The 25,471-nt window shown below is 37.1% G+C and carries 21 protein-coding genes and 3 tRNA genes; 9 read left to right on the top strand and 15 right to left on the bottom strand.

Annotation, left to right across the window (positions count from 1 at the left end):
• Positions 1–10: 10 nt before the first annotated feature.
• A complete protein-coding gene (locus Q0252_RS03165; protein ID WP_297983735.1) occupies positions 11–1,036 on the bottom strand; it encodes a rod shape-determining protein in 1,026 nt (341 codons plus the stop codon).
• A 244-nt stretch (positions 1,037–1,280) separates the two neighbouring features.
• On the opposite strand from Q0252_RS03165, the gene hemA reads away from it, so the two are divergent.
• Genes hemA through hemE form a run of 4 tightly spaced genes read left to right on the top strand, consistent with a single transcriptional unit; the run spans position 1,281 to position 5,200 of the window.
• A complete protein-coding gene (hemA, locus tag Q0252_RS03160; protein ID WP_297983733.1) occupies positions 1,281–2,555 on the top strand; it encodes a glutamyl-tRNA reductase in 1,275 nt (424 codons plus the stop codon).
• Entirely contained in the window at positions 2,542–3,456 is a 915-nt protein-coding gene (hemC, locus tag Q0252_RS03155; protein WP_297983730.1) for a hydroxymethylbilane synthase, read from the top strand. The genes hemA and hemC overlap by 14 nt, the downstream gene beginning before the upstream one ends.
• A 17-nt stretch (positions 3,457–3,473) precedes the next feature.
• Positions 3,474–4,175 (top strand): uroporphyrinogen-III synthase, encoded by a 702-nt coding sequence (locus tag Q0252_RS03150; RefSeq protein WP_297983727.1) that lies wholly within the window; start codon positions 3,474–3,476, stop codon positions 4,173–4,175.
• Positions 4,172–5,200, top strand: coding sequence for a uroporphyrinogen decarboxylase (hemE, locus tag Q0252_RS03145; RefSeq protein WP_297983724.1), 1,029 nt, complete (start codon positions 4,172–4,174; stop codon positions 5,198–5,200). Before Q0252_RS03150 ends, hemE begins: the two co-directional genes overlap by 4 nt.
• Before the next feature lie 259 nt (positions 5,201–5,459).
• Here the strand turns inward: hemE and Q0252_RS03140 are convergent, their stop codons facing one another.
• From Q0252_RS03140 to Q0252_RS03110, 7 genes are all read right to left on the bottom strand, one after another.
• Positions 5,460–5,867 carry a hypothetical protein gene (locus tag Q0252_RS03140; protein WP_297983721.1) on the bottom strand — a complete coding sequence of 136 codons (408 nt, stop codon included), beginning with the start codon at positions 5,865–5,867 and terminating at the stop codon, positions 5,460–5,462.
• A gap of 21 nt (positions 5,868–5,888) precedes the next feature.
• On the bottom strand, positions 5,889–6,857 hold the full coding sequence (locus Q0252_RS03135; RefSeq protein ID WP_297983719.1) for an endonuclease/exonuclease/phosphatase family protein: 969 nt from the start codon (positions 6,855–6,857) through the stop codon (positions 5,889–5,891).
• Positions 6,854–7,579, bottom strand: coding sequence for a rhomboid family intramembrane serine protease (locus Q0252_RS03130; protein WP_297983716.1), 726 nt, complete (start codon positions 7,577–7,579; stop codon positions 6,854–6,856). The genes Q0252_RS03135 and Q0252_RS03130 overlap by 4 nt, the downstream gene beginning before the upstream one ends.
• Before the next feature lie 3 nt (positions 7,580–7,582).
• Complete coding sequence (gene mutL, locus Q0252_RS03125; protein WP_297983714.1) at positions 7,583–9,370, bottom strand: DNA mismatch repair endonuclease MutL; 1,788 nt, start codon at positions 9,368–9,370, stop codon at positions 7,583–7,585.
• Positions 9,371–9,503: 133 nt separating this feature from the next.
• Positions 9,504–9,587: transfer RNA gene (locus Q0252_RS03120), tRNA-Leu, on the bottom strand.
• A 13-nt stretch (positions 9,588–9,600) separates the two neighbouring features.
• Positions 9,601–9,673 (bottom strand) — tRNA-Gly (locus Q0252_RS03115).
• A 43-nt stretch (positions 9,674–9,716) separates the two neighbouring features.
• Positions 9,717–9,798 (bottom strand) — tRNA-Leu (locus Q0252_RS03110).
• Positions 9,799–9,961: 163 nt separating this feature from the next.
• Between Q0252_RS03110 and Q0252_RS03105 the strand changes: the two genes are divergently transcribed.
• Together Q0252_RS03105 and aat are read left to right on the top strand one after the other, a co-directional pair.
• Positions 9,962–10,351 (top strand): DUF3127 domain-containing protein, encoded by a 390-nt coding sequence (locus Q0252_RS03105; RefSeq protein ID WP_297983711.1) that lies wholly within the window; start codon positions 9,962–9,964, stop codon positions 10,349–10,351.
• A gap of 53 nt (positions 10,352–10,404) precedes the next feature.
• Entirely contained in the window at positions 10,405–11,046 is a 642-nt protein-coding gene (gene aat, locus Q0252_RS03100) for a leucyl/phenylalanyl-tRNA--protein transferase (RefSeq protein WP_297983708.1), read from the top strand.
• Between the two features lie 47 nt (positions 11,047–11,093).
• Here the strand turns inward: aat and Q0252_RS03095 are convergent, their stop codons facing one another.
• Positions 11,094–13,145, bottom strand: a complete 2,052-nt coding sequence (locus tag Q0252_RS03095; protein ID WP_297983705.1) for a DUF5689 domain-containing protein — start codon at positions 13,143–13,145, stop codon at positions 11,094–11,096.
• A gap of 21 nt (positions 13,146–13,166) precedes the next feature.
• Positions 13,167–15,911 (bottom strand): TonB-dependent receptor, encoded by a 2,745-nt coding sequence (locus Q0252_RS03090; RefSeq protein WP_297983702.1) that lies wholly within the window; start codon positions 15,909–15,911, stop codon positions 13,167–13,169.
• Between the two features lie 189 nt (positions 15,912–16,100).
• On the opposite strand from Q0252_RS03090, the gene Q0252_RS03085 reads away from it, so the two are divergent.
• Together Q0252_RS03085 and Q0252_RS03080 are read left to right on the top strand one after the other, a co-directional pair.
• Positions 16,101–17,297 carry an endonuclease gene (locus Q0252_RS03085; RefSeq protein ID WP_297983699.1) on the top strand — a complete coding sequence of 399 codons (1,197 nt, stop codon included), beginning with the start codon at positions 16,101–16,103 and terminating at the stop codon, positions 17,295–17,297.
• A gap of 64 nt (positions 17,298–17,361) precedes the next feature.
• A complete protein-coding gene (locus Q0252_RS03080; protein ID WP_297983697.1) occupies positions 17,362–17,778 on the top strand; it encodes a DUF6146 family protein in 417 nt (138 codons plus the stop codon).
• On the opposite strand, the gene Q0252_RS03075 is transcribed toward Q0252_RS03080, so the two are convergent.
• The 4 genes from Q0252_RS03075 to Q0252_RS03060 form a co-directional block, all read right to left on the bottom strand.
• On the bottom strand, positions 17,779–18,999 hold the full coding sequence (locus tag Q0252_RS03075) for an aminotransferase class V-fold PLP-dependent enzyme (RefSeq protein ID WP_297983694.1): 1,221 nt from the start codon (positions 18,997–18,999) through the stop codon (positions 17,779–17,781).
• Positions 19,000–19,166: 167 nt separating this feature from the next.
• A complete protein-coding gene (locus Q0252_RS03070; RefSeq protein WP_297983692.1) occupies positions 19,167–20,300 on the bottom strand; it encodes a serine hydrolase in 1,134 nt (377 codons plus the stop codon).
• A gap of 76 nt (positions 20,301–20,376) precedes the next feature.
• Positions 20,377–21,186 (bottom strand): GLPGLI family protein, encoded by an 810-nt coding sequence (locus tag Q0252_RS03065; protein WP_297983689.1) that lies wholly within the window; start codon positions 21,184–21,186, stop codon positions 20,377–20,379.
• A gap of 67 nt (positions 21,187–21,253) precedes the next feature.
• Entirely contained in the window at positions 21,254–22,795 is a 1,542-nt protein-coding gene (locus Q0252_RS03060; protein WP_297983686.1) for a glycine--tRNA ligase, read from the bottom strand.
• 241 nt (positions 22,796–23,036) lie between these two features.
• Between Q0252_RS03060 and Q0252_RS03055 the strand changes: the two genes are divergently transcribed.
• A complete protein-coding gene (locus Q0252_RS03055) occupies positions 23,037–24,044 on the top strand; it encodes a quinone-dependent dihydroorotate dehydrogenase (RefSeq protein WP_297983684.1) in 1,008 nt (335 codons plus the stop codon).
• Between the two features lie 140 nt (positions 24,045–24,184).
• Here Q0252_RS03055 and Q0252_RS03050 read toward each other — a convergent pair whose 3' ends face one another.
• On the bottom strand, positions 24,185–25,429 hold the full coding sequence (locus Q0252_RS03050; protein ID WP_297983681.1) for a DUF445 domain-containing protein: 1,245 nt from the start codon (positions 25,427–25,429) through the stop codon (positions 24,185–24,187).
• Positions 25,430–25,471 lie beyond the last annotated feature (42 nt).

Below are 25,471 nucleotides of genomic sequence, written 5' to 3'. Positions count from 1 at the left end.
CTAAAAAAAATTATTTAATCAAGAAGTTGAATTTATCCATGTTTTTAAGAGCGATACCAGTTCCGCGAACTACAGCTCTCAATGGATCTTCTGCAACAAATACAGGAAGGCCTGTTTTCTTGTGAAGTCTGTCTGCTAAACCTCTCAACAAAGCACCACCACCTGCAAGATAAATACCTGTTTTATAGATATCTGCAGCCAATTCCGGAGGAGTAAGAGAAAGCGTTTCCATTACAGCATCTTCAATTCTGATGATAGACTTGTCCAAAGCTCTTGCGATTTCTTTGTAGTTCACCATAATTTCTTTTGGCTTACCAGTAATCAAATCACGTCCTTGTACCGGGATATCTTCAATTTCAACATCCAATTCTTCAACAGCAGAACCTACTTCAATTTTTACTCTTTCAGCAGTTCTTTCACCGATGTAAAGGTTGTGGTGTGTTCTTAAATAATAAGCAATATCGTTCGTGAAAACGTCTCCTGCAATTTTTACAGATTTGTCGCAAACAATTCCTCCAAGAGCAACTACCGCTATTTCCGTTGTACCACCACCTATATCGATAATCATGTTGCCTTCAGGCTTTTGTACATCAATTCCAACACCAATTGCAGCTGCCATTGGTTCATAAATCAAACGAACTTCTTTTGCATTAACTTTCTGTGCAGAATCTCTTACAGCTCTTTTTTCAACTTCAGTAATTCCGGAAGGAATACAGATAACGATTTTCAAAGCAGGCTGAACCAATTTTCCTTTGATACCCGGAATTTTTTTGATGAATTCCTTAATCATGTGTTCAGATGCATGGAAATCTGCAATTACCCCATCTTTCAACGGACGAATTGTTTTGATGTCCTCATGCGTTTTTCCCTGCATGTGTTTCGCCTGTTCTCCAACAGCAATTGGTTTGCCTGTAGAACGTTCTATAGCTACAATCGACGGTTGGTCGATTACGATTTTATTATTGTGTATAATTAGTGTGTTCGCTGTTCCTAAGTCAATCGCAATTTCCTGCGTGAACATATCAAATAACCCCATCTTTTCTCCTATATTTTTAAAGTGTACAAAGATATAAATTTAGAACCATTCTAATAAGCTGCCAGACAAATTATTTGGTTAAAATTTTATTAAAACTTTTATAATTCTTACTTTCCTTAAACTTGATTTTTTTCAATTTATTATCATATCAAAAAATAATTGCTCTCCGATTGCTTTTACTGATAATCATCATAACCAAAGTCATAAATAATTTGCAATAAAAACATTAAATTTGCAACCGTTTATGCCACAGAATTCCAACATACATCAAACCTCAAATTTTGCCGTATTAAGCGTTAGCTACGAAAAAGCTGATGCGGAAACGCGCAGTAAGTTTGCCTTTTTTGATGACCATGTGAAAGGCTTCGTGAACCAGATTCATGAAGAGAATCTCGGTGACGCTTTTGTTGTTTCAACCTGTAACCGTACTGAAATCTACACTACAACGCCAAATTATCTTTTGGTTGCTGAAGAATACTGTAAAAATGTTGGCGTCAATCTTACCGATTTCATGCAGTACGTCAACATCATGAAAAGGGAAGATGCTTTGAACCATCTTTTCCGTGTTGCGGCAGGTTTGGAAAGTCAGATTATTGGTGATTTCGAAATTATCGGACAAATAAAAAACGCTTACAACCGTTTTAAAAGAGAAAAAAGCCAATCCAATCCTTATTTGGAAAGAGCCATCAATTCCGCCATTCAGATTTCTAAAAAAATCAAGAATGAAACCGGAATTTCCAATGGTGCAGCTTCTGTTTCTTATGCGGCAGTTCATTATATTTTAAATTCACAGAAACAGCTTTCCGACAAAAATATTTTATTGTTGGGCGTTGGAGAAATTGGACAAAATACCGTTGAAAATCTCGTAAAACACATTCACAAACCAAAAGTGAAAGTGGCGAACAGAACGATGGAACTGGCTGAAAAAATTTCAGAGAAATACAATATTCCTCATATCGATTTTGAACATTTCAGCGAGGAACTTCATCAAACCGATATTCTCATTGTTGCAACCGGAGCTCAACAACCCATTGTAACCAGCGAACATCTTCCGGACGGAAAAGAAATGTTGGTTATAGACCTTTCTATTCCTAATAATGTTGAGAAAATTTTGGCAGAAAGAGACGGAATTGAATTGGTAGATGTTGATAAATTATCACAGCACATCAGTGAAACGATGGAGCAGCGTAAAAAAGAAGTCCCAAAAGCCGAGGAAATTATTAAGGAGATGACGAAGGATTTTATAGAATGGGAAAAGAAAAGAAAACTGGCTCCCAATATTCATCATTTTAAAGCTTCGCTGAAAAATATGGAGAATAACGAACTTCATAATATCCACCGCAAACACCGTTATGTTGGGATAGAAGATATGGAGCTTAGCAACAAACTGATACAAAAAATCACGAACCGTTTTGCGAAATATATTATTGATAATCCTTGGAAAGCCGAAGAAATTAGTAAATTAATGCACGAAATTTTAGTAGAACAACCCAATCAGGAATTCAATGAAAAGCATTAAAATAGGAACCCGAAATTCTCCATTAGCACTTTGGCAAGCCAGAGAAGTTGCAAGAAATCTTCAAAACAAAAATTTAAGGACCGAAATTACGCCCATCGTTTCTTCAGGCGATAAAAATCTCACGCAACCACTATACGCAATGGGAATTACAGGTGTTTTTACCAAAGATTTGGACATCGCATTGTTGAACGGAGAAATTGATATAGCAGTTCATTCCTTAAAAGATATTCCAACACAACTTCCTGAAAACATTGAGATTATTTCTGTTTTGGAACGCGATTTTCCTCAGGATGTTTTGGTAAGAAAATCTGCATCAAAAGACAAACCTTTGCACGAACTGAAAATTGCAACAAGCAGTTTGCGAAGACGTGCTTTTTGGCTGAAAGAATTTGCCGGAACGGAATTTTCGGACATTCGTGGAAATGTTCAGACACGTTTGCAAAAACTCGAAGAAAATGATTTCGATGCCACAATTTTTTCTTTGGCAGCGATTAAAAGAATGAGTTTGAATGTTGATTTTGAAGAACTTCATATAATGCTTCCAGCGCCTTCACAAGGAGTTGTCGCGATTTGTGCTCGAAAGGATGATGCTGAAATGAAAGAAACTTTCGCAGACATTAACCATAAAAAAACGCAAATCTGCATCGATATCGAAAGAAATTTCCTGAGCACTTTGGAAGGAGGTTGTACTGCACCCATTGGAGCTTTTGCAGAAATTAATGACCATAATGAAGTGCGTTTTCAAGGCAGACTGTGTTCTTTGGACGGAAAAAACTGCATCGAAACAGATGAAATTTTCATCTGGAACGAAACCGAAAATTTCGGACAGCAATTGGCAGAAAAAATTCTCAACAATGGTGGAAAAGAATTAATGGCGGAAATAAAAACGCAGATTACGTAACACTTTTTCTGAAGGAAATGAAAATCCTTTTTACAAAAAAATTAGATAAAAACATGGTTTCCAAATCGTTAGGAAGTCATGTTTCTTTTGATACACTTCAGGTTATTTACATTAAACCTTTGCAGAAGGAAACATTTGATTTAAAAAATAAATCTCTGATTTTCAGTAGTGTAAATGCTGTAGAATGTTTTTTTGAAAATGAATTTAAGCCCAGCGAAAATTTGCTGGACGAAAACTCCAATAAAATTTATGCCGTAGGTTTAAAGACCAAAAAACTATTGAGGGAAAACGGTTTCGGGACTTTTAAAGTAGCCAAACACGCAAGCGAACTTTCAGATTTTATCATTAAAAACTGCGCAAAGGAAAAATTTCTGCATTTCTGCGGAAATCTCGCTTTAGACGTCCTAGACAAAACACTTCCGCTACAGAATATTTGGTACAAAAAAGTAGTGGTGTACGAAACCGAGCTTTTAAATCCGAAAGTGGAGGAAAAATATGATGCGGTTTGTTTTTTCAGTCCGAGTGGAGTTCGTAGTTTTGCAAAATTCAATTCTTTGGATGGGATGAAGTTGTTTTCCATCGGCGAGACCACAGAAAAAGAGCTGAAAAAGTTCACGAAAAATAAAATAATTACGAGTAAAGAAAGCAATCTCGACGATTTGCTGAAACTGATAAAGGCAGAAAGCGAAAAGCACAATGCCAAAAGCAAAAATTTATGATTAAAAACGACTTATACCTAAAAGCATTACGCGGAGAAACTGTTGAAAGACCGCCGGTTTGGATGATGAGGCAAGCCGGAAGATATTTGCCGGAATTCATCGCGTTGCGCGACAAATATGATTTCTTTACACGGTGTCAAACACCAGAACTGGCTTCTGAAATTACAGTGCAACCACTTCGCAGATTTCCTTTGGATGCCGCGATTTTGTTTTCCGATATTTTGGTGGTTCCGCAAGCAATGGGAATCGATTTTAAAATGAAAGAATCTGTGGGACCTTGGTTGGATACGCCGATTCGTACCATGGAACAGGTTCAGAATATCGAAGTTCCGGATGTGAATGATACTTTGGGATATGTTTTTGATGCGATTGAATTAACGCTTCAAAAACTTGACAATTCTGTTCCGTTAATTGGTTTTGCGGGTTCTCCCTGGACAATTTTGTGTTACTGTGTGGAAGGAAAAGGCTCCAAAGCATTTGATATTGCAAAATCTTTCTGCTTCCAAAATCCTGAAGCTGCGCATCTTTTGTTGCAAAAAATTACAGATACAACAATTGCATATCTGAAAAGAAAAGTTGAAAAAGGTGTTTCTGCCGTGCAGGTTTTTGATTCTTGGGGCGGAATGCTTTCTCCGGAAGATTATCAGGAATTTTCTTGGAAGTACATCAACCAAATTGTGGAAGCGCTTTCTCCTTTAACTCACGTTGTAGTTTTTGGAAAAGGATGTTGGTTTGCTTTGGAAGAAATGACGCTTTCGAAAGTTTCTGCTTTGGGTGTTGACTGGACAATTACTCCAGAATACGCAAGAACTTTAACGAACCATACCATGACTTTGCAAGGAAATTTTGACCCTGCAAGATTGCATTCTTCACCTGAAACGATTAGAAAAATGGTTCATGAAATGATTAACCGTTTCGGAAAAGACCGTTATATTGTCAATCTCGGACACGGAATTTTACCCAACATTCCTGTCGAAAACGCCGAAGCTTTTGTAAGAGCGGTGGTAGATTGGAAACCGAATTAGTAACCCGAAATTTTGTCAAAATTTAAAATCTTCAGCAAATTTTACTGGAAATTATACAACCCTTTCAGAGTTTCAAACTTTGAAAGGGTTTTTGCCTAAATAGTTTTTTTGCGGAGCTCCGTAGGAGCGAAAATTTTGTAATCGTTAACTAAAATTCTCGTTTGAGCTCCGTAGGAGCGGAATATTGGTAGAAAATTGGTCAACAGAAAAAATGCGCTCCAGAGGAGCGCAATATAGGTTTTAGAAAAATTGAAAATAATTAATTTTTCAATTCTTCCTTTACTTCCTGAACTGATTGCTCCGCTTTATGTGCCGCCTTTTTTGCCTCTTCTTTTGCATTGGCCGCTTTGTCTTTCAATTCTTTCTCTGCTTTTTCAGCTTCAGCTTTGGTTTTTTCTGCTGTTTCCTCGGCTTTCTTTTTGGCAGATATTGCTTCTTTATCTAATTTTTGGTCTGTTTTGGTAACAAGCGTATCAACTTTATTACGCATCGTATCAAAACTCATTTTGATATTATTTAAAGTTGCACCTCCGGAAAAGGAATCAATCGCCGTAGTGTCGTAATTGGCAACTGCGCTTTCAACATCGGTTTCAGATTCCTTATTTTCTTTTTTGGAGCAGGAAATCAGAAGTATTAATAGAAAAAAGACAAATATATTGTGTTTCATTATGAATTCAAATCTTAAAATTTATTCAACATCAAAAGTAGCAATTACCGGAAAATGGTCGGAAATTTTTACGCTTCTGTCAACTCTGTAAGTTATTGGCTTAATGGTTTTTGAACTTAAAAGATAATCAATTCTAATCGGAATTTTATAATCGTGAAAACTGGTTCCGCTTCCTCTTCCTACTGCTTCAAACGCATCTATAAGTCCTTTACTCATGTGGTAATATTCGTAAGAATTGGGAACCGCATTGAAATCACCACCAATAATCACAGGATAGGGAGATTGGTCTGCAAATTTTTTAATTTCATCCACCTGTTCCTGATGCATTTTGAAAGTCGGAATCATCTTACTGATTAAAATCTTGGCTTTCTGCTCGTTAACATCCTGATTATCCGTTGGTTTCACCATTGATTTTTCAAGATAAAAAGGTTCGAGATAAACATTGATGATGCGGATGGTTTTTCCATGATAACGAATATCAGCATAAAAGGTTTGCGAATTTTTGGAAGGAACGTCAATTAAACCCTTTCCCAAAATTTTGTGCTTGGTTTTTAATGTAACAACTGAATAATTAATGGTTTGCTCATTATTTTCTTTCATGGTGTATTCCTGCGCAATCACAATGTCTGCGTCAAGTTTTTCCATGTATTCTTTGATATTTTGGTTTCCGAATTTTCCGTTTCTGCCGTTAAAAGTTAATACTTTCAAAGCGCCTTGTTTTTCAACTTTCGGACTGTAATTAATCCATCTTGTAACAGGTTTAAATAATAAAATCGAAATTAAAACGAAGAAAACCGCTCGCTTCTTCCAACTAATGATCCAAATGAACGTCAATAAAATATGAGCAATCATTAACCCAGGAAAAGCAAGGGAAAGAAAATTGAGGGCACCAAAAATTTTTGGTGGAATGAAAGCGTTCAGCAAACAGCCCAACAAAAGCCCAACAACACCAATATGAATAATTAAAAGCGTGAAACGAACTAACTTCATCTGCCCAAATTTCGGTTTCTTTTAAAGGCTAAAATCCACAAACAGCCAATTAAAGCACCACCAAGATGTGCGAAATGCGCAATATTGTCCCACTGAAACTGTCTGAATCCAAAATAAAGAGAAGCAATCACGATAAGGGGCAAAAGATATTTTGCTTTAACCGGAAATGGAATAAACATGAAAAACAGTTCAGCATTCGGGAAAAGCAACGCAAAGCCCGCAACAACTCCGAAAATAGCTCCGGAAGCTCCTACCATTGGTCCCGCTAAAATTCCCCAAAGTTTTTGTGTTTGTTCATCACCATTTACCATTCCATAGTCGCTGCTGTACATGTTGGCTTTATTGTAAATGTCCACAACATCTACACCTTTCTGTGTAAGAACCTGTACCAATTCACTGTACTGGTAATAATTCCAAAGGTTGAAAAGGATAAAAGAACCTAAACCGCAAGCAAAGTAAAATAGTAAAAATTTACGGCTTCCTAAAACTTTTTCCAGAACAGGACCGAAACTCCACAGCGTTAACATATTAAACAAAATGTGTCCGAAACTTCCGTGCATAAACATGTGCGTAATCACTTGCCAGAATCTGAAGTTCGGAGACAATGGGAAAAATCCGCTCAAATAAGCATTAAGTTGCGGTAAAAGATATTGTGCAAGTACAAAAACAATTGCATTGATCATGATAATCGCTTTTGTCACAGGTGTCAGTTGCTGAAACATAGTTTAAAAATTGTTTTTTAATTCATCCAAAGGAAGCTCGATGAAACATTTTTTTCCGTTGGGTGTGTAAGTCGGAAAACCCAGTTTGGTAAAATCTTTTATCAGTTCTTCCACTTCGTATTTGTATATAAAATCGAAACGCGATTTCGAGTTCATCCTGTTCCACTGATTATTGTAGTAGTTAATAAACTCTTCTTCCGTTTTGTAATCAAGGATTTCAAAAAGTGTTTCCAAGAATTTAATGACCTGCGTTTCTTTCAAACCTTCAGGAACTGCATCAATTCTCAACACATTTTCCTGCGCCAAAGTCATGTCGAAACCAATTCCCGGCAGGTATTTTTTGATGGATTTGTATTTGTTTTTCTCAATTTCGTTCAAATGGTATTCCAAAGAGAACAGTAAAGCATGGCTAGTTTTGGTCGGCTTTTTATCCTTGTTTCGGTCTGCGACCACAATTCTGTGCATTCTTCCCAAATCCAGCATCAACGTTTTTTCAGCTTTATTGAAAATCCAGTAACCGTTGGGTAAACGCATCAAATCTTCCTCAAAATCTTCGTCTTCAAACAAATTTATTTTTGAAGGCTCGGCTGAAAGATTTTGTTCGTAAATTTCTTTTAGATTGATGATTTCTGCAGCCGTCGTGGAAGTCGGTTCATCGAGAAAAGGGTTGAAATCTCTGTTCACCGAAACCGAAGTTTGTTTTGATATTGCTGAATCCGTAGCATTCATCGAACTGGCAGAAGCTCCTCTGAAAAAACCGTCCATTTTTGGATCACGGTCAAAATCCAGACTCGGCGCGATGTTGTAAATCCCCAAAGATTTTTTAATCGTAGAGCGGATTAAAGCGAAAATCAGGTTTTCATCTTCAAATTTCACTTCTGTTTTTTGGGGATGAATGTTCACATCAATTCTTTCCGGGTCGATGTCGAGATACAAAAAGAACGACGGAATATAACCCGGTAAAAGCAATCCTTCAAAAGCTTCCTGAACAGCTCGGTTCAAATAAGGGCTTTTGAAAAATCGGTTATTCACAAATAAAAACTGTTCACCACGAATTTTTTTGGCACCTTCCGGTTTTGCAACGTAACCATGGAAAATAATCCAGTCCAGTTCTTCTTTTATAGGAATCAAAAGCGGATGCAGTTTTCTGCCGAATATTTCGACAATTCTCTGCATGTGGTTTCCTTTTCTGAGTCTGAAAATGGGTTCGTCATTATGAAAAAGGTCGAATTCCAAATCCGGATGAGCCAACGCAACACGCTGGAATTCATCAATAATATGTCGGAATTCAACATTATTATTTTTCAGAAATTTTCTTCTCGCCGGAACATTGAAGAACAGGTTTTTCACCAAAAAATTAGAACCTTCCGATGTCTGAACCGGCTCCTGAAACTGAAAACCGCCACCTTCAATGTAAATATTGGTTCCCGTAACCGAGTCTTTCTGTTTGGTTTTGAGTTCCACCTGCGCAACTGCTGCGATTGAAGCCAAAGCCTCACCACGAAAGCCTTTCGAAGAAATTTTAAAAATATCTTCTGTGGTTCGAATTTTTGAAGTAGCATGTCTTTCAAAAGCCAGTCTTGCATCGGTTTCCGACATTCCGGAACCGTTATCCACAACCTGAATCAGATTTTTTCCGGCATCGCGGATAATCAGTTCAATCTTTGTCGCCTTTGCATCAATCGCGTTTTCCAACAATTCCTTTACAATGGAAGCCGGTCTTTGCACGACTTCTCCTGCAGCAATCTGATTAGCAACATGATCCGGTAAAAGCTGAATGATATCTGACATTTTTTTTCTGAAAACTCTAGGGCAAAAATAGTGATAAGATTTTTTAAAACGAATATTTTAAAAATTTTGAGATTATATTTATCCGAATTACAAAAATAAAAAAACCTCTGCTGAATTCAGCAGAGGTTTTATGTACCCCAGACGGGACTTGAACCCGTACATCCTTGCGGATACAGGATTTTAAGTCCTGCGTGTCTACCAATTCCACCACCAGGGCAAAGTAGAAATTGAGCGAAAAACGGGATTCGAACCCGCGACCCCAACCTTGGCAAGGTTGTGCTCTACCAGCTGAGCTATTTTCGCAAAAAAAATTTCTAAAAAAACTAATTTTTAGAAACTTTACAAGTGCGGATGAAGGGACTCGAACCCCCACGCCTCACGGCACCAGATCCTAAGTCTGGCGTGGCTACCAATTACACCACATCCGCGGTTTTATAAGAACTACTTTTCTTTTTTGTGAGTGCAAATATAATATTATTTTTTCCTTTTCAGCAAACTTTTTTCAAAAAAAATATTTTTTTCCACAATTTCAGATTTCGCTGTCTTATTCGTTTTCATTTTCCTATTTTTACAGTCTTAACGAATGATATTATGGAACTACAGGGAACAGTAAAAAAACTATTTGATACTCAGACTTTTGCAAGTGGATTTCAGAAAAGAGAATTGATTCTTTTGACGCAGGAACAGTATCCACAGCCAATTAGTATTGAATTTTTGCAGGATAAAATTTCTTTGCTCGACAATATTGCTGAAGGTGAAGAAGTGAAAATCGGAATCAACATTAGAGGTAGAGAATGGACTTCCCCGCAAGGAGAAACCAAATATTTCAACTCTATTACAGGTTGGAGATTAGAAAAATCTGCAGGAACAAACAATTTTAACGAACCAACGCAAGCGCAACCTGCTGCACAGGCTCAAACTCAGCCTGCGAACGGAGGAAATCCTTTTGCAGATGAAGAAGACGATGATCTTCCATTCTAATAAAATAATTTATAACGAAATAAAAACCTACTTTTGATGAAGTAGGTTTTTTTATGGTTTTACTCGACACTAACGAAATAGCATTCCCAGATCCGCAGCAGTATCATCCTGATGGAGGATTAATTGCTGTGGGAGGAGATTTGTCACCGGAAAGAATTTGGCTTGCGTATCAGTTGGGGATTTTTCCGTGGTATAATCCGGGTGAGGAAATTTTATGGTGGTGTCCGGATCCGCGATTTGTTCTTTTTCCCAGTGGTTTAAAGGTTTCAAAATCAATGAAGAAAATTCTTCAGAAAGAAACCTTTCAGTTTACCGAAAACGTGTGTTTTGAGGAAGTGATGTGGAACTGTATGTCAGCGAAAAGGGAAGGGCAGGACGGGACTTGGATTTCCGAGGAACTGATCTCCTCTTTTGTACATTTGAATGCTGCAGGCAAAGCAAATAGCATTGAAGTTTGGCAGGATGGGAATTTAGTTGGTGGATTTTATGGGGTGATGGTAAACCGAGTTTTCTGCGGCGAAAGTATGTTTTCTAAAGTGAGCAATGCTTCCAAAGCTGGGTTTATACACTTTGTGCAACAGTATCAAAATGATCTTAATTTAATTGACTGTCAAATCCATTCTGAACACTTGGAAAGCCTGGGAGCCACCATGATTAAGAAAACAGAATATCTTGAGATTCTGTACGGCAAATAAAAAAAGACCGCAAATTTTGCGGTCTTTCATTGATAGTAATTTCTGGTTTATTGATACCCTTTTACAACAAAATTATCAAGAGTCCAAGTTGTTGAAGCACCTGCAACTGAGGTATATTTGAATCCAACATAAATATTTTTTCCAGCAAAGGCTTTAAGATTTACTTTTCCTGAAGGGGTATAGTTGTCATAAATACTTACATCTGAATCAAAAGTTGCATTTAACTTCGTCCATGTTGTTGTACTTGGATTTCCTGTATAATTGTCGGTAACATATACTTCTAAAGGATTTCCAGTAAATCTTCCGTCGGTTTCGAAAGAAAGATATGCATCTGTGTATCCTGCAAGAGAGATTGCTGTTTTATTAATCAGCCAATCTTCATTAGCCAGTCTTGCGCCATCCATTCTTACAGCAGGAGTTGGATTTCCTCTGGTAATGGAGCTCCAAACCTGAGCACCTGTTACGCTTACTGCATTCCAGTTGTTTAAGTTGGTGAACCCGTCTGCAAAGATTTGTGTGGATTTTGGAGGCAGGCTTCCATCGCATCTCGGATTATCCAGATCAATATCGGTTAACTTTGTAATCCACAATTGATATGTTCCATTATATACTGAAAGTACACCGTACACATCACCTTTACCAGGATCAACTTCTGTTGCGTTTGCAGGTTTAGGAGAAGTATTTGTTCCAAAATCAGCATAACCACTTGTTCTAAGGATTAGTTTGTTTCCGCTGCAGTCTTCCAGAGTTCTATTGGTTGTTGCTGTACCGTCTGCATAGTTTTTACCTACATCTCCATCGATAAACTGCACATCTTTAATTTTGATCCATCTTCCAACATCGCTTGGCTGAAGGGTAGCAATTGTTTTTTCTGTTGGTATAACAGCTGTTAAAGGTGTATCTGTTCCGAATAAATGTTTGTAGGTGTCTACACTTTCAATTTGTCCTAGTTTACCCTGATAAAGACCTCCTAAATATAATTCTCCGTTTACATTATCAATATAAAGATTCTTAAGGTTGATTGTAAGCATTCTTCCCACAGTGAATCTTTTATCAAGGTACATATCTGTTAAATTCACATTAATTCTGATTCCACCAGTTGCATCTTCAACATAAAGATATTTATAAAGATTTCCGGCTTTATCGTTTGCTATTACTTTTGCAGTTAAGGTCGCGTTTTCTGTAATTTGTGTAAGAGCACCTTTATACATTGCTTCTACTTCAGCTACGGTTTTTTGTGTTGCTGTTGGATCTGGTGTACATGGAGCTGAAGCAATCCCGTCTAATCTTGGGAAGTTATTCATCTTCAGATCGCTGTCTCTGTTGATATAGAATTGATAAGTAGAATTGTATTTACTTAAAATTCCAACGAAGCTACCATTTCCAGAAGGCAAAGTTTTACCTGCGAAAGATGCAAAACCACTGTTTCTTACAACTCTTGTTGTTACAGTACTTGTAGGGTCATTTAATTGTCTGTCCACACTTGTTCCGTCTGGTGCATACTGCATACAAAGATGTTTTGATGCAAATTCTGCATTTTTCACTTCGATAAGAACTCCTACGTACTGATCGTTTGCAGTTCCCATTTCCTTTAGTGTCATTACTTTAGGAACAATAGTAGCAGAAGTGGTACAGGATCTTACAAGGCTGGAAGCAACTTGTTTTTCCGGAATTCTACCGAAAGTTTTTCCGCTCATAGCTCCAAGCTGAACGTTTCCATATTTCCCTACAGCTAAACCTTTCAGTTTAATATAGATTTTAGAACCTTGAGGATAGTTTAAGTAAGTACTTACGGCATCAACACTAATCGTTAAACCCTGAGTTGGATTTTCCGGTTTGTCCTGGATGTAGATGTATTTGTAGATATTTCCTGTTTCATCAGAAGAAGAAACGTAACCTTCAATCACATCATCGGTTGTAATTACTGTATTTTGAGTCATTGCTTTAACCTCTGCCAAAGTTTTGGTAGCAGTTAAATCTCCACACTGATAAGTGTTCAAATCAGGATTGTCATATTTATCATCGTGTACACAGCTCGTTACGAAAAGTGCAGCGAAGAAAAGAAACAATACTTTTATTAATGAATTCGTTTTTTTCATTATTTCTTTAATTGTAAAAAATTAGAATCTTAAATATACATTTGCGAAGAACGTTGTCCCTCTGTCGTACCATAATTTAGGGCCAAACAATGGTGTCGTTCTGTTGCTTTCTATTACTGCATCCGGATAGTTTGCAAGTCTAGCCTGCTCATATCCTCCAGTTACGTAGTTTCTGTTGTTCAGGATGTTGTTTACACTTAAACTCAATCCCATTCTGTATTTTCCGAAAAGGAAGGATTTCCCAGCATTGGCGTTCAGCATAAACTGATTGTCAAACTTCGTTTGCTGAGTAAGTTCAGCCAATTTTGTAGGATCGATATTAGCATAATCGTCACCGGTAATTGGATCGGTGTAGAATACTGGAGTTCTCGTCAATGGTGAGAAATCAAGATACTGATCTGCCAAATAATTAGCGGAAGCACCTAACCACCAGAATTTTGGTGAGTTATATCTCAAACCAAATGAATAAGCTTTTTGTGGAGTTCCTGCCACTTTAAATCCTTTAATATTGGCCTTTCCGTAAAGGTTTGGTCCCTGGATTACATTTGCGTCATCTGCTGCGTAATAAACATTCGGATTGTTTTCGTAAGTGTATTCACCAACGCTTGCAACAGCAATGGCATTTAATGTAGGCGTAATTTTTACGTCTGCACCAAGTTCAGCACCTTTATATCTTTTCTGCACTCCGGCCATTACCTCAGTAGTAAATAATCCACCTTCACCTGAAGTTTCAGCATAGTATCTTGATACTTCTGTTGAGTTGTAAATGTCTGTCCAGTAACCGGAAATTCTCAGTTTCAGAATCTGTCCTCTAAGAATATAGCTTAAATCGTTAGAGTTGATAATTTGGTTCTGCAATTCTGGTGTAAGGAAATCGTTTGTTCTTGGATTTAAGAAGATTTCATTTAAACTTGGAGCCAGGCTAAAGAATGCACCGTTGTAAACGATAAAGTTTTTACCGTTTAGTTTATAAGTGATTTTACCTTTAATACCTGCATCTGTTGCATTATAAACAGCGCTTTTTCCTTTAGAATTGTTTTGGTAGAAATGGTTTCTGAATTTACCGTCTCTCTGAGATTCTGAGAAAGAGGTGAAAGCAGAAGCAACAATATTCCATTTTGCTAAATCTACTTCTGTAGATGCGTTGAATGAATAAGTGTCTTTTAACAGGTCATAAGAATACTGTACTCTGTCTCCAACAACAGCTCTTTGGTTCGGGTTGTCAATGTCGTATTCACCGTCTCCACCAAAAGCATCTTTGTTATTAGCAAAATCTGCACCTAAAAGATCTTTAACTCTTCTAAAGTTATCCGATTTAAGTTTCTGATAGTTGAAGTTTAGATTTAATTTCCAATTCTCGCTTAATTTAGTATCGAAGTGAGAAACATAGTTAAATGTTTTGTCCTTATTTACATCTTCTACAACTGTGTAACGAGCACCAATGCTTCTGTTGTTATTGTTGGCTTCGTAAAGATCCAGCCAGTTGATTTGGCTTACATTATCGTCATTTCTCCAGCTGTCGGAGATAACATCAACTTCAGCCTGTGTTGCTCCACTTTCAATGGCCCAGCTTGGTAATTTTCTGTAATAAGTTGGGTTAGGATCGTTTGCATGGAACCAGTCTAATCTGGATCTTGCATCGCTACCTGTTTGGTAAGAGAAAGTGTTGTTCCAGTTGCTGGTTTTTCCTACTTTGTTGTAGAATCCAAGTTGAAAAACAGGTTCAAAAACCTTTCTGATTCTCGAATTTCTTTTTTCTCCATCTTGCCATCCCCAATATGCATTATAGTTTTTACCCATCAAATCGTAAACTTCCTGCGTGTTTGCACTGTTTGAAGCTCTGTATGTTGGTGATCCAAAAGCAGTTAAGTTTACAGAGAATCTGTCGCTGAATTTTTTCTCAACAGCAGCAAAATATGCGTAAGCATCCTGGTAAGTTCCTTCAATTACTCCTTCATCTGCCCATCTGCGGCTTCCTGAAACTGTAAAAGCCCAACCGCTTTTTGTAAGACCTGTAGAGTATGTCGCCATCGCTCTGTGTCTATAACTTCTGTTCGTGAAAGAATATGCCAAAGAAGTTCCTTTTCTGTAGCTGGATGCTCTTGTGTTATAATAAACAACCCCTCCTAAATTACCGAAAGTATATTCTGAAGGCGTAATGTTATCCACACTTTCAAGCGGATATCTTGTAACGTCGTTCAAACCACCCCAGTTACTGAAGTCGATTTTTCCGTCGTCGTTTTTAGACATTGAAACACCGTTAAACAAAACATCTTCATATCTGTTGTCCACCCCTCTTGGACGGAACCAGTACGCTCCCAATTCGAAAGCTGCAGCGTTTTGGAAAGCATCACGACCAGAACTCAAAAGTCCTACTGTAGGTTGCATTGAGCTTCCTTCATCGTCAGTTGTAGCTTCATCCACTACAATTACACCAGCATCAGAACTTCCTGAAAGAAGAGAAAGGTTAATAACTCCTAAATCTTTTCTTTTTTCTGCCGAATTAACATCGAAATCTAGTACACGTGTTTCATAACCTGGCTTCGACACAGTTATTTGGTACGTTCCCGGTTGCATATCCACAAACTGAAAATAACCGATTTTGTCTGCAGTTATATCGTTGTCGGATTGTTGAAGATCTACCTCAGCTCTTTCAATTGGGTTACCCTGCGCATCTTTAATATAGGCGTAAACTGTTGTCTGCGCATAGTAAAACGATGCTGGAAGCAAGGTAAACAAAGAGATTAAAGATAATTTTTTTATCATAACTTTTTAATTGTTTCCTGTTGGTTTTTAATTCATTAAACAAGGGACGCAAAGTTAACTTTATTTTTGATTTTGTTAAAGTTTTTTAACAATGATATTTATTATATTTTGTTCACATTTAATTATTAATCAATTTCTTAATCTAACTGAAAAGAAAAATATAAATTTGCGTTCCTATTTAATGATATAATGAAAAAACAACTTTTACTTTTGGCTTTGTTTTGCTTCAGCTTTATTTTCGCTCAGCAAAAACAGGTACAGCGCGCTACGGTTGCGTTTTTGAATGTTGAAAACCTTTGGGATACCATACCATCCGCAGATTATATAGATGGTACTTTACCAATTAAAAGCCCTAAGTTCCACCGTAGTGTTCCCGTAGATTCTTTAAAATATTTGGAAACTACACAGGATAAATATGATGGAGTTTGGAGTGATTCTCTCCTTATTGGTAAAAAAGTAATCCGTTACCAGGGAAGTAACGAGGAATTTACACCATTAAGTCCCAAACATTACGGCGGAAAAGTTTACAAACAAAAACTTCATAATGTTGCTAAAGTCATCTCAGAACTGGGAAGACAGTACACCAACACCAATCCTGCAATTGTTGGATTAATTGAAGTGGAAAACAGGCAGGTTGTTCAGGATGTAATTAACCAGCCGGAATTGGCAAAAGACGATTACGGGATTATTCATTATAATTCTTACGATTACAGAGGGATTGATGTTGCAGTTATTTATCAAAAGAAAAGGTTTATCCCTACTAATTCTTACAAAAAAGAGGTAAAAGTTTTTGATGATGAAGGAAAACGAGAATATACCCGTGATGTTTTGGTTGTAGAAGGTTTGTTGGATGGTGAAAAAATTGCAGTGTTCATGAATCACTGGCCTTCCAGAAGAGGAGGAGAAGCAGCTTCAGCTATCAGGAGAAATGCTGCAGCAACTGTTTTGAAAACTGAAATGGACAAAGTTCGAGCTAAAGATCCTTCAGTAAAAACGTTTGCCATGGGAGATTTTAACGACGATCCTGTAAGTCCGAGTTTGAAAAAATATTTAGGTGCTGTAGGTGATCAGAAAGATCTTTCGGATAAGAATCCTTATTTCAACCTAATGACAAAACTGTATAAAGCAGGTGTTGCTTCATTGGCTTACCGTGATGCACCGAATTTGTTCGACCAAATTATTGTTTCAAGAAACTTGTTGGGTGAAAAAATTACACCTACTTATACCATTTACAAAGCGGAAATTTACGCTCCGTCTTATATGATTAACAGAGAAGGACAGTGGAAGGGTTATCCGTTGCGTTCTTGGGATGGAGACCGTTACACCGGAGGTTATAGCGACCACTTCCCGGCTGTTTCCATAGTACAGCGAGAGTACATTAAATAATAATTAAAACCGCAGCAATGCGGTTTTTTTGTATCTTTATTTTACTATATTTAAAAATGTTACCATGAAAAAGCTGCTTATTATATTCTTAATTATCATAGGGTTTTCAAGCTGTGCACCAAGAAATCCGGTTGCTGATTCCCAGAATTCTGAAATTAAACCGGAAAAAAATGAAGACGGGGAATGGGAATTGGATGTATATGATTCCCAATATGATTATTTCCTGAACGCTGTAGCAAAACCAATGAGCATGTACATCGAAAGTTATCTTAAAACGAAAAATGCGTTTCTTGTTAATGAATGGAACTCATTGTATTACGCAGGACGATACCGAAATATTGTTGAATCTGCCATAGATTATGATCCACAGGAAAATTACGGACTCAAGTTTGAGTACAGGCTGTATCAGGTTTTCGTTTATGCAAACTGGAAATACGGTTTAAGGCTCAATGGTTTAAGCGGAGCCGATGGAATAAGATAATTACATCAGCATTCGCTGTGCTTTTTTTACCCCTTCCGCCAAAATATCAATTTCTTCAAAAGTATTATAAACCGCAAAACTTGCGCGAACAGTTCCAGCAATATTGAAAAACTCCATAATAGGTTGCGTACAGTGATGTCCGGTTCTTACGGCGATTCCCATTTTATCGAGAATCATTCCGACATCAGATGAAATTCCGATTCCCTCAAGATTAAAAGAAACAACACCTGTTCTGTCCGCTTTCTCGCCGTAAATTTTTAAACCCTCAATTTCGAGAAGTTTCTTCTGGGCGTAATTCAGCAAAGCATTTTCGTGGTTCTGAAGATTTTCATGACCAATAGATTCCATAAAATCCACTGCAGCTCCCAAAGCGATATTTCCACCAACATTGGGTGTTCCGGCTTCAAATTTAAAAGGCAAATCTGCGTAAGTCGTTTTTTCGAAAGAACAGGTCGCAATCATTTCGCCACCACCATGAAAAGGATTCAATTTTCTGAGTATTTCTTCTTTTCCGTACAAAATTCCGGTTCCCATTGGCGCATACATTTTATGCCCTGAAAACACGAAGAAATCACAGTCTATTTTCTGAACATCAATTTTGAAATGCGGAGAAGACTGTGCTCCGTCGATAATGATAACAGCGTCAGAATTTTTTCTTGTTTTTGAAATAATTTCATCAATCGGATTTACAATTCCCAAAGCATTCGAAACCTGATTAACAGATACAATTTTCGTTTTTTCGCTAAGGTTTCTATCTAAAAAATCAAGTTGAAGGATTCCGTTTTCATCAATCGGAATCACTTTCAGAACAGCACCGGTTCTCTCACACAGCATCTGCCACGGAACAATGTTCGAATGATGTTCGAGATAAGAGATAATAATTTCATCTCCTGATTTAATCTGCGATGTTATTGCATAAGCAATCAAATTGATACCTTCTGTTGTTCCTTTAGTAAAAATAACTTCGAAATCGTGTTCAGCATTAATGAATTTCTGAATTTTCTTTCTTGAATTTTCCATCTCTTCAGTCGCTAACTGACTGAGCGTATGGATTCCACGATGGACATTGGCGTTGATATCAGTATAATATTTTTCCCAACTTTCCAAAACCGAAACCGGTTTTTGTGAGGTTGCAGCATTGTCCAGATAAACCAATGGTTTGCCGTTAACTTGCTGATTTAAAATGGGAAACTGACTTCTTATCTGCTGTAGATCAATCATGATGAAATTTAAAAATTCTAAAGTTGGATTTGGTTATTTAGAACGGTTCAAATTTACGAAATTTATTGGAAAGGGATTGTTGAATTTTCCGCGGCGGCGAAGCCGCCGCGGAAAAACAGTTTCAATTTGTTAATTCTAAACATAGCGAGTAGAATCGAATCTCTCTTTTAGAATATTTTCGAAAGTTCATTCACCAAAAACTTCACCTGATCCGGTCTTCCGTTATCATTTTTAGGTTGGTCTTTATAACTTCCGGTTCTTACAATAATCATCTGTTTTTCAGGAATTACGATGATGTATTGGCCAAGAAGACCCCAAAAGAAATAATGCTTTATTGGATTGTCGTAATTAATCCAAAGTCCCATTCCGTATGCATTTTTGGATAATTTTGTTGGCGTAATCATCTTTTGGATAAAATCCGGACTGATGATTTGCAGCGTGTCCACTTTTCCATTATTCAGCATGAGCTGACCTAATTTTGCAAAATCTTTGGCGTCACTTTGGATGCAGCAAAACGTTTTTTCCATTCCGAAATCATCGGTACTCCATTCTGCATTTTGTTCCATTCCGAGTGGAATCCACAATTTTTTGGAAGCGTAACTCGCAATCGGCATATTCACGGCTTTTCGGATGGCAAATCCTAAAAGTTGTGTTGAACCGCTTTGATATTCGAATTTCGTTCCCGGATTTTCTTTGAAATTTTTGAGCAAAACTGATTTTCCAAGACTTTTTCCGTAATATGCTTTCGCATTTGGGCTGAAAGGATTTTTATAGTTTTCGTGCCAGTTGAGCCCGGCTTCCATCGAAGATAAGTCTTTCAAAGTAAGCTTATTTCCGTACGGGACGTTAGCGTAATTTTGATAGAAATCAGAAAAGTATTGGTTTTCAGAATCGATTTTTCCATCCGCAATGGCTGCTCCCATTAAAAGTGTCGTAACGGTTTTTGCCATCGAAAAAGAATTGGTTCGAGAGTTCGCGTTGTAGCCGTTCCAATATTCTTCGTGCAGCAATTTCCCATTTTTAATAACCACTAAAGCAGCGGTTTTGCTGTCTTTCAAATTTTTCAGAATATTTTCGGGAAGTTTTGTCTTGTTGTAATTCGCATCTTTTACCCAAGGTTTTGGCGTTCCTCTCACAATCGTATGGCTTGGAAAAAATTTACCGTCATCAATTGTAGCACTTGTATCTCCATGAAGATAGGTTACCCAAATTCCTTTAAAAAGATAATCATAACCAAGCATATAAGAAAGCGCTACAAGTCCGGCCAAAACCATCAATAAACCTTTCAGAAATTTTTTCACTGCAAATTTTTTCAACAAATTAACTAAAAATTCCGTCAAAAACTATGAAATGTTTTGCGTAAATTATTTAGAACAACTATCGATACAATTGCAGCAGCATTGCATTATTCACAGAATAAATTTCTTTTTTAATCCTTTCAATTTCTGCTTTATTTGACGACGTTAAATTAACATCCCCCGAAAAAATAATGCCTCTGTTTTGCATTTGCGTCATTACCGGAACAGGATTTTCTTTGAATTTCTTCCATTCTTTAGTGAAGCGGCTTTCATCTAAATCAACAATTTTTCCCATGGTGAAACGGTTTATTTTATTGTTGGTGCTGTTGTGATTTCCTTTCAAAATAAAATGATGACTTTTAGTTTGGTCTTCTAACTCAACAATTAGTCCAGGAAGACCTTTGAAAATATAAGGACCATCCTGAAAAGGAAGTTCATTGGTAAACCACGCATACCAGAGGCGTCCTTTATAAAATGAGTTAGCCTTTTGACAGTTATAACCACTTATTTTTTTCGTTTCCTTTTGTAAATTCCATTGAGGAAGTTCATTAATTTTTACGGCAACCTGCTGAATGCCAATCTCTGCAAACACTTTTGTTTCTGCTGAATGTAAATCTGTATAAGAATCGGTTGAAATATCATTCTCGGAGAATTCAATATCAAAATTTTTTTTCATTTCCAGATTTTTCATGATAACAGAATCATTTTTTGCTTTCTTTTCTGGTAGAAATTCTGAAAAATCTTTTGTAATGTTTAGTCTCATTAGTTTCTTAACGATAGAATCCTGTTTTAGCGAATCAGGCTTGTAGGAATATTCGTAAATAAATCTGTGACTTTGTGCTGCTGCAAAAGAATTTATAAAAAAGATAAATAGTAGAATGTGTTTCATATTCCAAATGTATATAAAAAAATTCCTGCAAAGTCTTGCAGAAATTTTAATCTATAGTTAAAAAGTACTAAATCTTGGAAAGCAACGTTCTGAAATTCACTTTTTCATCAATAATTCTTCTCAAATCAGCCACAGCAACTCTTTCTTGCTTCATGGTATCTCTTTCTCTCAAAGTTACGGTGTTGTCGTTCAAAGAATCGTGGTCCACAGTGATACAGAAAGGTGTTCCAATCGCGTCCATTCTTCTGTAACGTTTTCCAATCGCATCTTTTTCTTCATAATACACGTTGAAATCGTACTTCAATTCATCGTAAATTTTGTTGGCGAATTCAGGTAATCCGTCTTTTTTCACCAATGGCAAAATCGCAGCTTTTACCGGAGCCAAAGCCGGCGGAAGCGAAAGAACGGTTCTTTCGGAACCGTCTTCCAAAGTTTCGTTTTTCAGACAGTGCGACATTAAAGCCAGGAACATTCTGTCCAAACCAATTGATGTTTCCACTACGTAAGGAACATAGTTTTCGTTTCTTTCAGGGTCGAAATACTGCAATTTTCTTCCGGAGAATTTTTCGTGCGCTCCCAAATCGAAATCTGTTCTCGAGTGAATTCCTTCTAATTCCTTGAAACCAAATGGAAATTTAAATTCAATATCTGCAGCAGCGTTCGCATAATGCGCCAGTTTTTCGTGGTCGTGGAATTTGTAGTTTTCCTGTCCTAAGCCTAAAGCCAAATGCCAGTTCAGACGTTTTTGCTTCCATTCTTCGTAAAATTTCAGCTCAGTTCCCGGCGGAACAAAAAACTGCATTTCCATCTGTTCAAATTCACGCATTCTGAAGATAAACTGTCTCGCAACAATCTCATTTCTAAAGGCTTTCCCTATTTGTGCAATCCCGAAAGGCAATTTATGTCTTGAAGTTTTTTGTACGTTCAAAAAGTTCACAAAAATTCCCTGTGCAGTTTCCGGACGAAGGTATAAATCCATCGCATTATCCGCAGAAGCGCCAAGTTTTGTTCCAAACATCAGGTTGAACTGACGAACATCTGTCCAGTTTTTGGAGCCTGTATCTGGGTCAGCTATTTCAAGCTCTTCAATCAAAGCTTTTACATCAGCCAAATCTTCATTTTCTAAAGATTTTGCCATTCTCGATAGGATGTTTTTCTGCTTTTCGCGGTATTCCATTACTCTCGGATTAGTAGATTCAAACTGAGCCTTGTCGAAAGCATCACCAAATCTTTTCTCCGCTTTTTCGATTTCTTTTTGTGCCTTATCTTCCAGTTTCGCGCAATAATCTTCAATTAAAACATCCGCACGGAAACGTTTTTTGGAATCTTTATTATCGATCAAAGGGTCGTTAAAAGCATCAACGTGACCGGAAGCTTTCCAGGTTGTTGGATGCATCAAAATGGCAGAATCTATCCCAACGATGTTTTCATTGAGCTGCACCATTGCTTTCCACCAGTATTGTTTGATGTTGTTTTTCAGTTCCGCACCATTCTGTCCATAATCGTAAACGGCTGAAAGTCCGTCATATATCTCACTCGAAGGAAAAATAAACCCGTATTCTTTTGCGTGGGAAACCACATTTTTAAACAAGTCTTCCTGCTTTGCCATAATTTGTTAGATTTTGTGCAAAAATAGGGAATTTACGGCAAATTTTAAAGGTTTTTAGGAGCCGGGAACCTGCTTTCGTTACTCGCTTTTTATTGCGGCGGCTTCGCCGCCGCAATAAAAGAGTTCAAACATACCACTCAATGGGCTATAATGCCGTCCTTTTACGAAAATGGTTTTTAACGAAAGAAATTCAGTTTTCATTACACCCCAAAAAACAGTACATTTGTAAAACCTTTTTTCAATGTACAAAAGCATTCTGCGTCCGTTTTTATTCAGTCTCGACCCCGAAAAAGCACACCATTTAACCTTTTCGTTACTCCAAAATTTTGGAGGATTTGGAAAACTTTTTCTCCCCAAACCTATTGAAGATTCTCGTTTGGAGCGTGAAGTTTTTGGGATTAAATTCAAAAATCCTGTTGGTTTAGCTGCAGGTTTGGATAAAAATGCAGTGGCTTTCGAAGAATTTGCAGATTTAGGTTTCGGTTTTGTGGAAATCGGAACTTTAACGCCAAAAGCACAACCCGGAAATGATAAAAAACGGTTGTTCAGACTCATTGAAGATTCCGGAATCATCAACAGAATGGGTTTCAATAACGATGGCGTAGAAGCTGCAGTTGAAAGACTCAAAAAAAACAAAAACATCATTATCGGTGGAAACATAGGGAAAAACAAAACCACACCGAACGAAAACGCTGTTGACGATTACAAAATCTGTTTCGAAAAATTGTTCGATTATGTGAATTATTTCGTTGTTAACGTTTCTTCACCCAACACTCCAAATTTGCGCGAGCTTCAGGATAAGGAACCTTTAACAAAACTGTTAGGCGAACTTCAGGAACTCAATTCAAAAAAACAAAATCCAAAGCCTATTCTTCTGAAAATCGCACCGGATCTGTCTGATGTCCAACTTTTGGACATTATCGATATTGTTAAAGAAACTAAAATTGCAGGAGTTATTGCAACGAACACTACACTTTCACGTGATAATTTAAAATCAGAAAACAGGAAAGAAACCGGCGGACTTTCGGGAAAACCTTTAACAAAACGTTCAACAGAAATTATTCGTTTCCTTTCCGAAAAAAGTGGGAGAGCATTTCCAATTATTGGCGTTGGCGGAATTCATACCGCAGAAGATGCTATTGAAAAACTGGAAGCCGGCGCAAGTTTAATTCAACTGTACACAGGATTTATTTATGAAGGGCCGGAATTGATTCGGAAAATCAATCAGAAAATTTTGGAGAAATATTAAACCACAAAAGATCTTATCGGTAATTAAGCGTTCATTCAAAGTTCACAAAATATAAAAATCTTTAGATTTTTGCTTTGTTTGCTTCATTCAAATAAACTTCACAAAAAAAACTGTTGTGACTTTTGTGGTTGAAAAGTGTTTCAAATAAAAAAATGCGCCACCGTATAAATCACCAGTCCAACCAAACCTCCCACTAAAGTTCCGTTCAGTCGGATAAACTGTAAATCTTTACCGACTTCCAGTTCCAGCTTTTCGGAAAGCTCTTTTCCTTGCCAATTTCCGACCGTGGAGGAAATTAAATCTCCGAATTGATGCGTGTTTTTTAGAATGTATTTGTAAGCGGTTACGCGAATCCAATGGTCGATTTTATTCTGAAGTTTTTCGTCAGTTTGCAGGTTATGAGATAATTCATCAATATTTTTCTGAATATAATTTTTCAGTGCTGAATCTTCATTTTCAAGCTCTTTGGAAAGCGAATTTTTAATTGATTTCCAGATGTCTTTGGAATATTGCTGCAGTTTTTCTTCCTTCAAAAAGTTTTCGCGAATACTTTTAAATTCTTCTTCCCATTTTTCATTTTCTTTGAGTTCGTAAGCAAAAGCAAGCAATTTTTGAGTGATTTCCTTTCGAATAGAATGATTTTCGTCTGCTTCCACTTCTTCAAAAAATTTGGAAAGTCCAGAAGTAATTTTATCCGCAATCGCATCATCCACAAACTTTGGGATTAAAGCGAAGCTTTCTTTTTTCACGCGTTCACGAACAATGGTTTGATTTTGTGCGATATAAGTTTTAATCTGTTTTGAAAGATTGGTAACGAGTCTTTGGTGGTCGTTTCTTTCTAAAATATAATCGAGACCGTTCCCGACGATTTCGTTGATTTTCAAATCATTAGACATTTCTTTTGCCTTTTTTGAAATGAAATTCACAACAGCTGTATCATCCAATTTTTGAAGTATATCTTTAACAATATTTGCGGTTTCTTTCAACAAAATTTCCTGATTTCGTTCTTTAGAAAGCCAATCTCCCACAAAATGCGAAACTTTTAATTTCAGGATATAAGGACGGATATTTTGCGGGGCTAAAAAATTATCTACGACAAAACTCCCGAGATTATCGCCAATTTGGTCTTTTTTGTTCTGAATTAAATTCGTGTGCGGAATTTTCAAACCTAAAGGATGATGAAAAAGGGCAGTAACAGCAAACCAGTCGGCTAAAGCTCCAACCATGGCAGCTTCCGAAAATGCACGAACATAGCCAATCCAATGCGAATTATCGGATTTCTGAAGAATGGTCGTAATTACAAAAATCACCGCCATCAGAACAAGAAGTCCTGTTGCAAATAATTTATATTTTCGCAACTGAATGCGTTTTTCTTCGTCGGTCATTAAAACAAATTTAGTAATTTTGGCTTGAAGAGGGAAGTACGA

The organism is uncultured Chryseobacterium sp. (genome assembly GCF_936933875.1).
Taxonomy (GTDB): Bacteria; Bacteroidota; Bacteroidia; order Flavobacteriales; family Weeksellaceae; genus CAKZIK01.
Note: the sequence above shows the minus strand (reverse complement) of the source record. Positions and strands in the feature narration are given on the sequence as shown.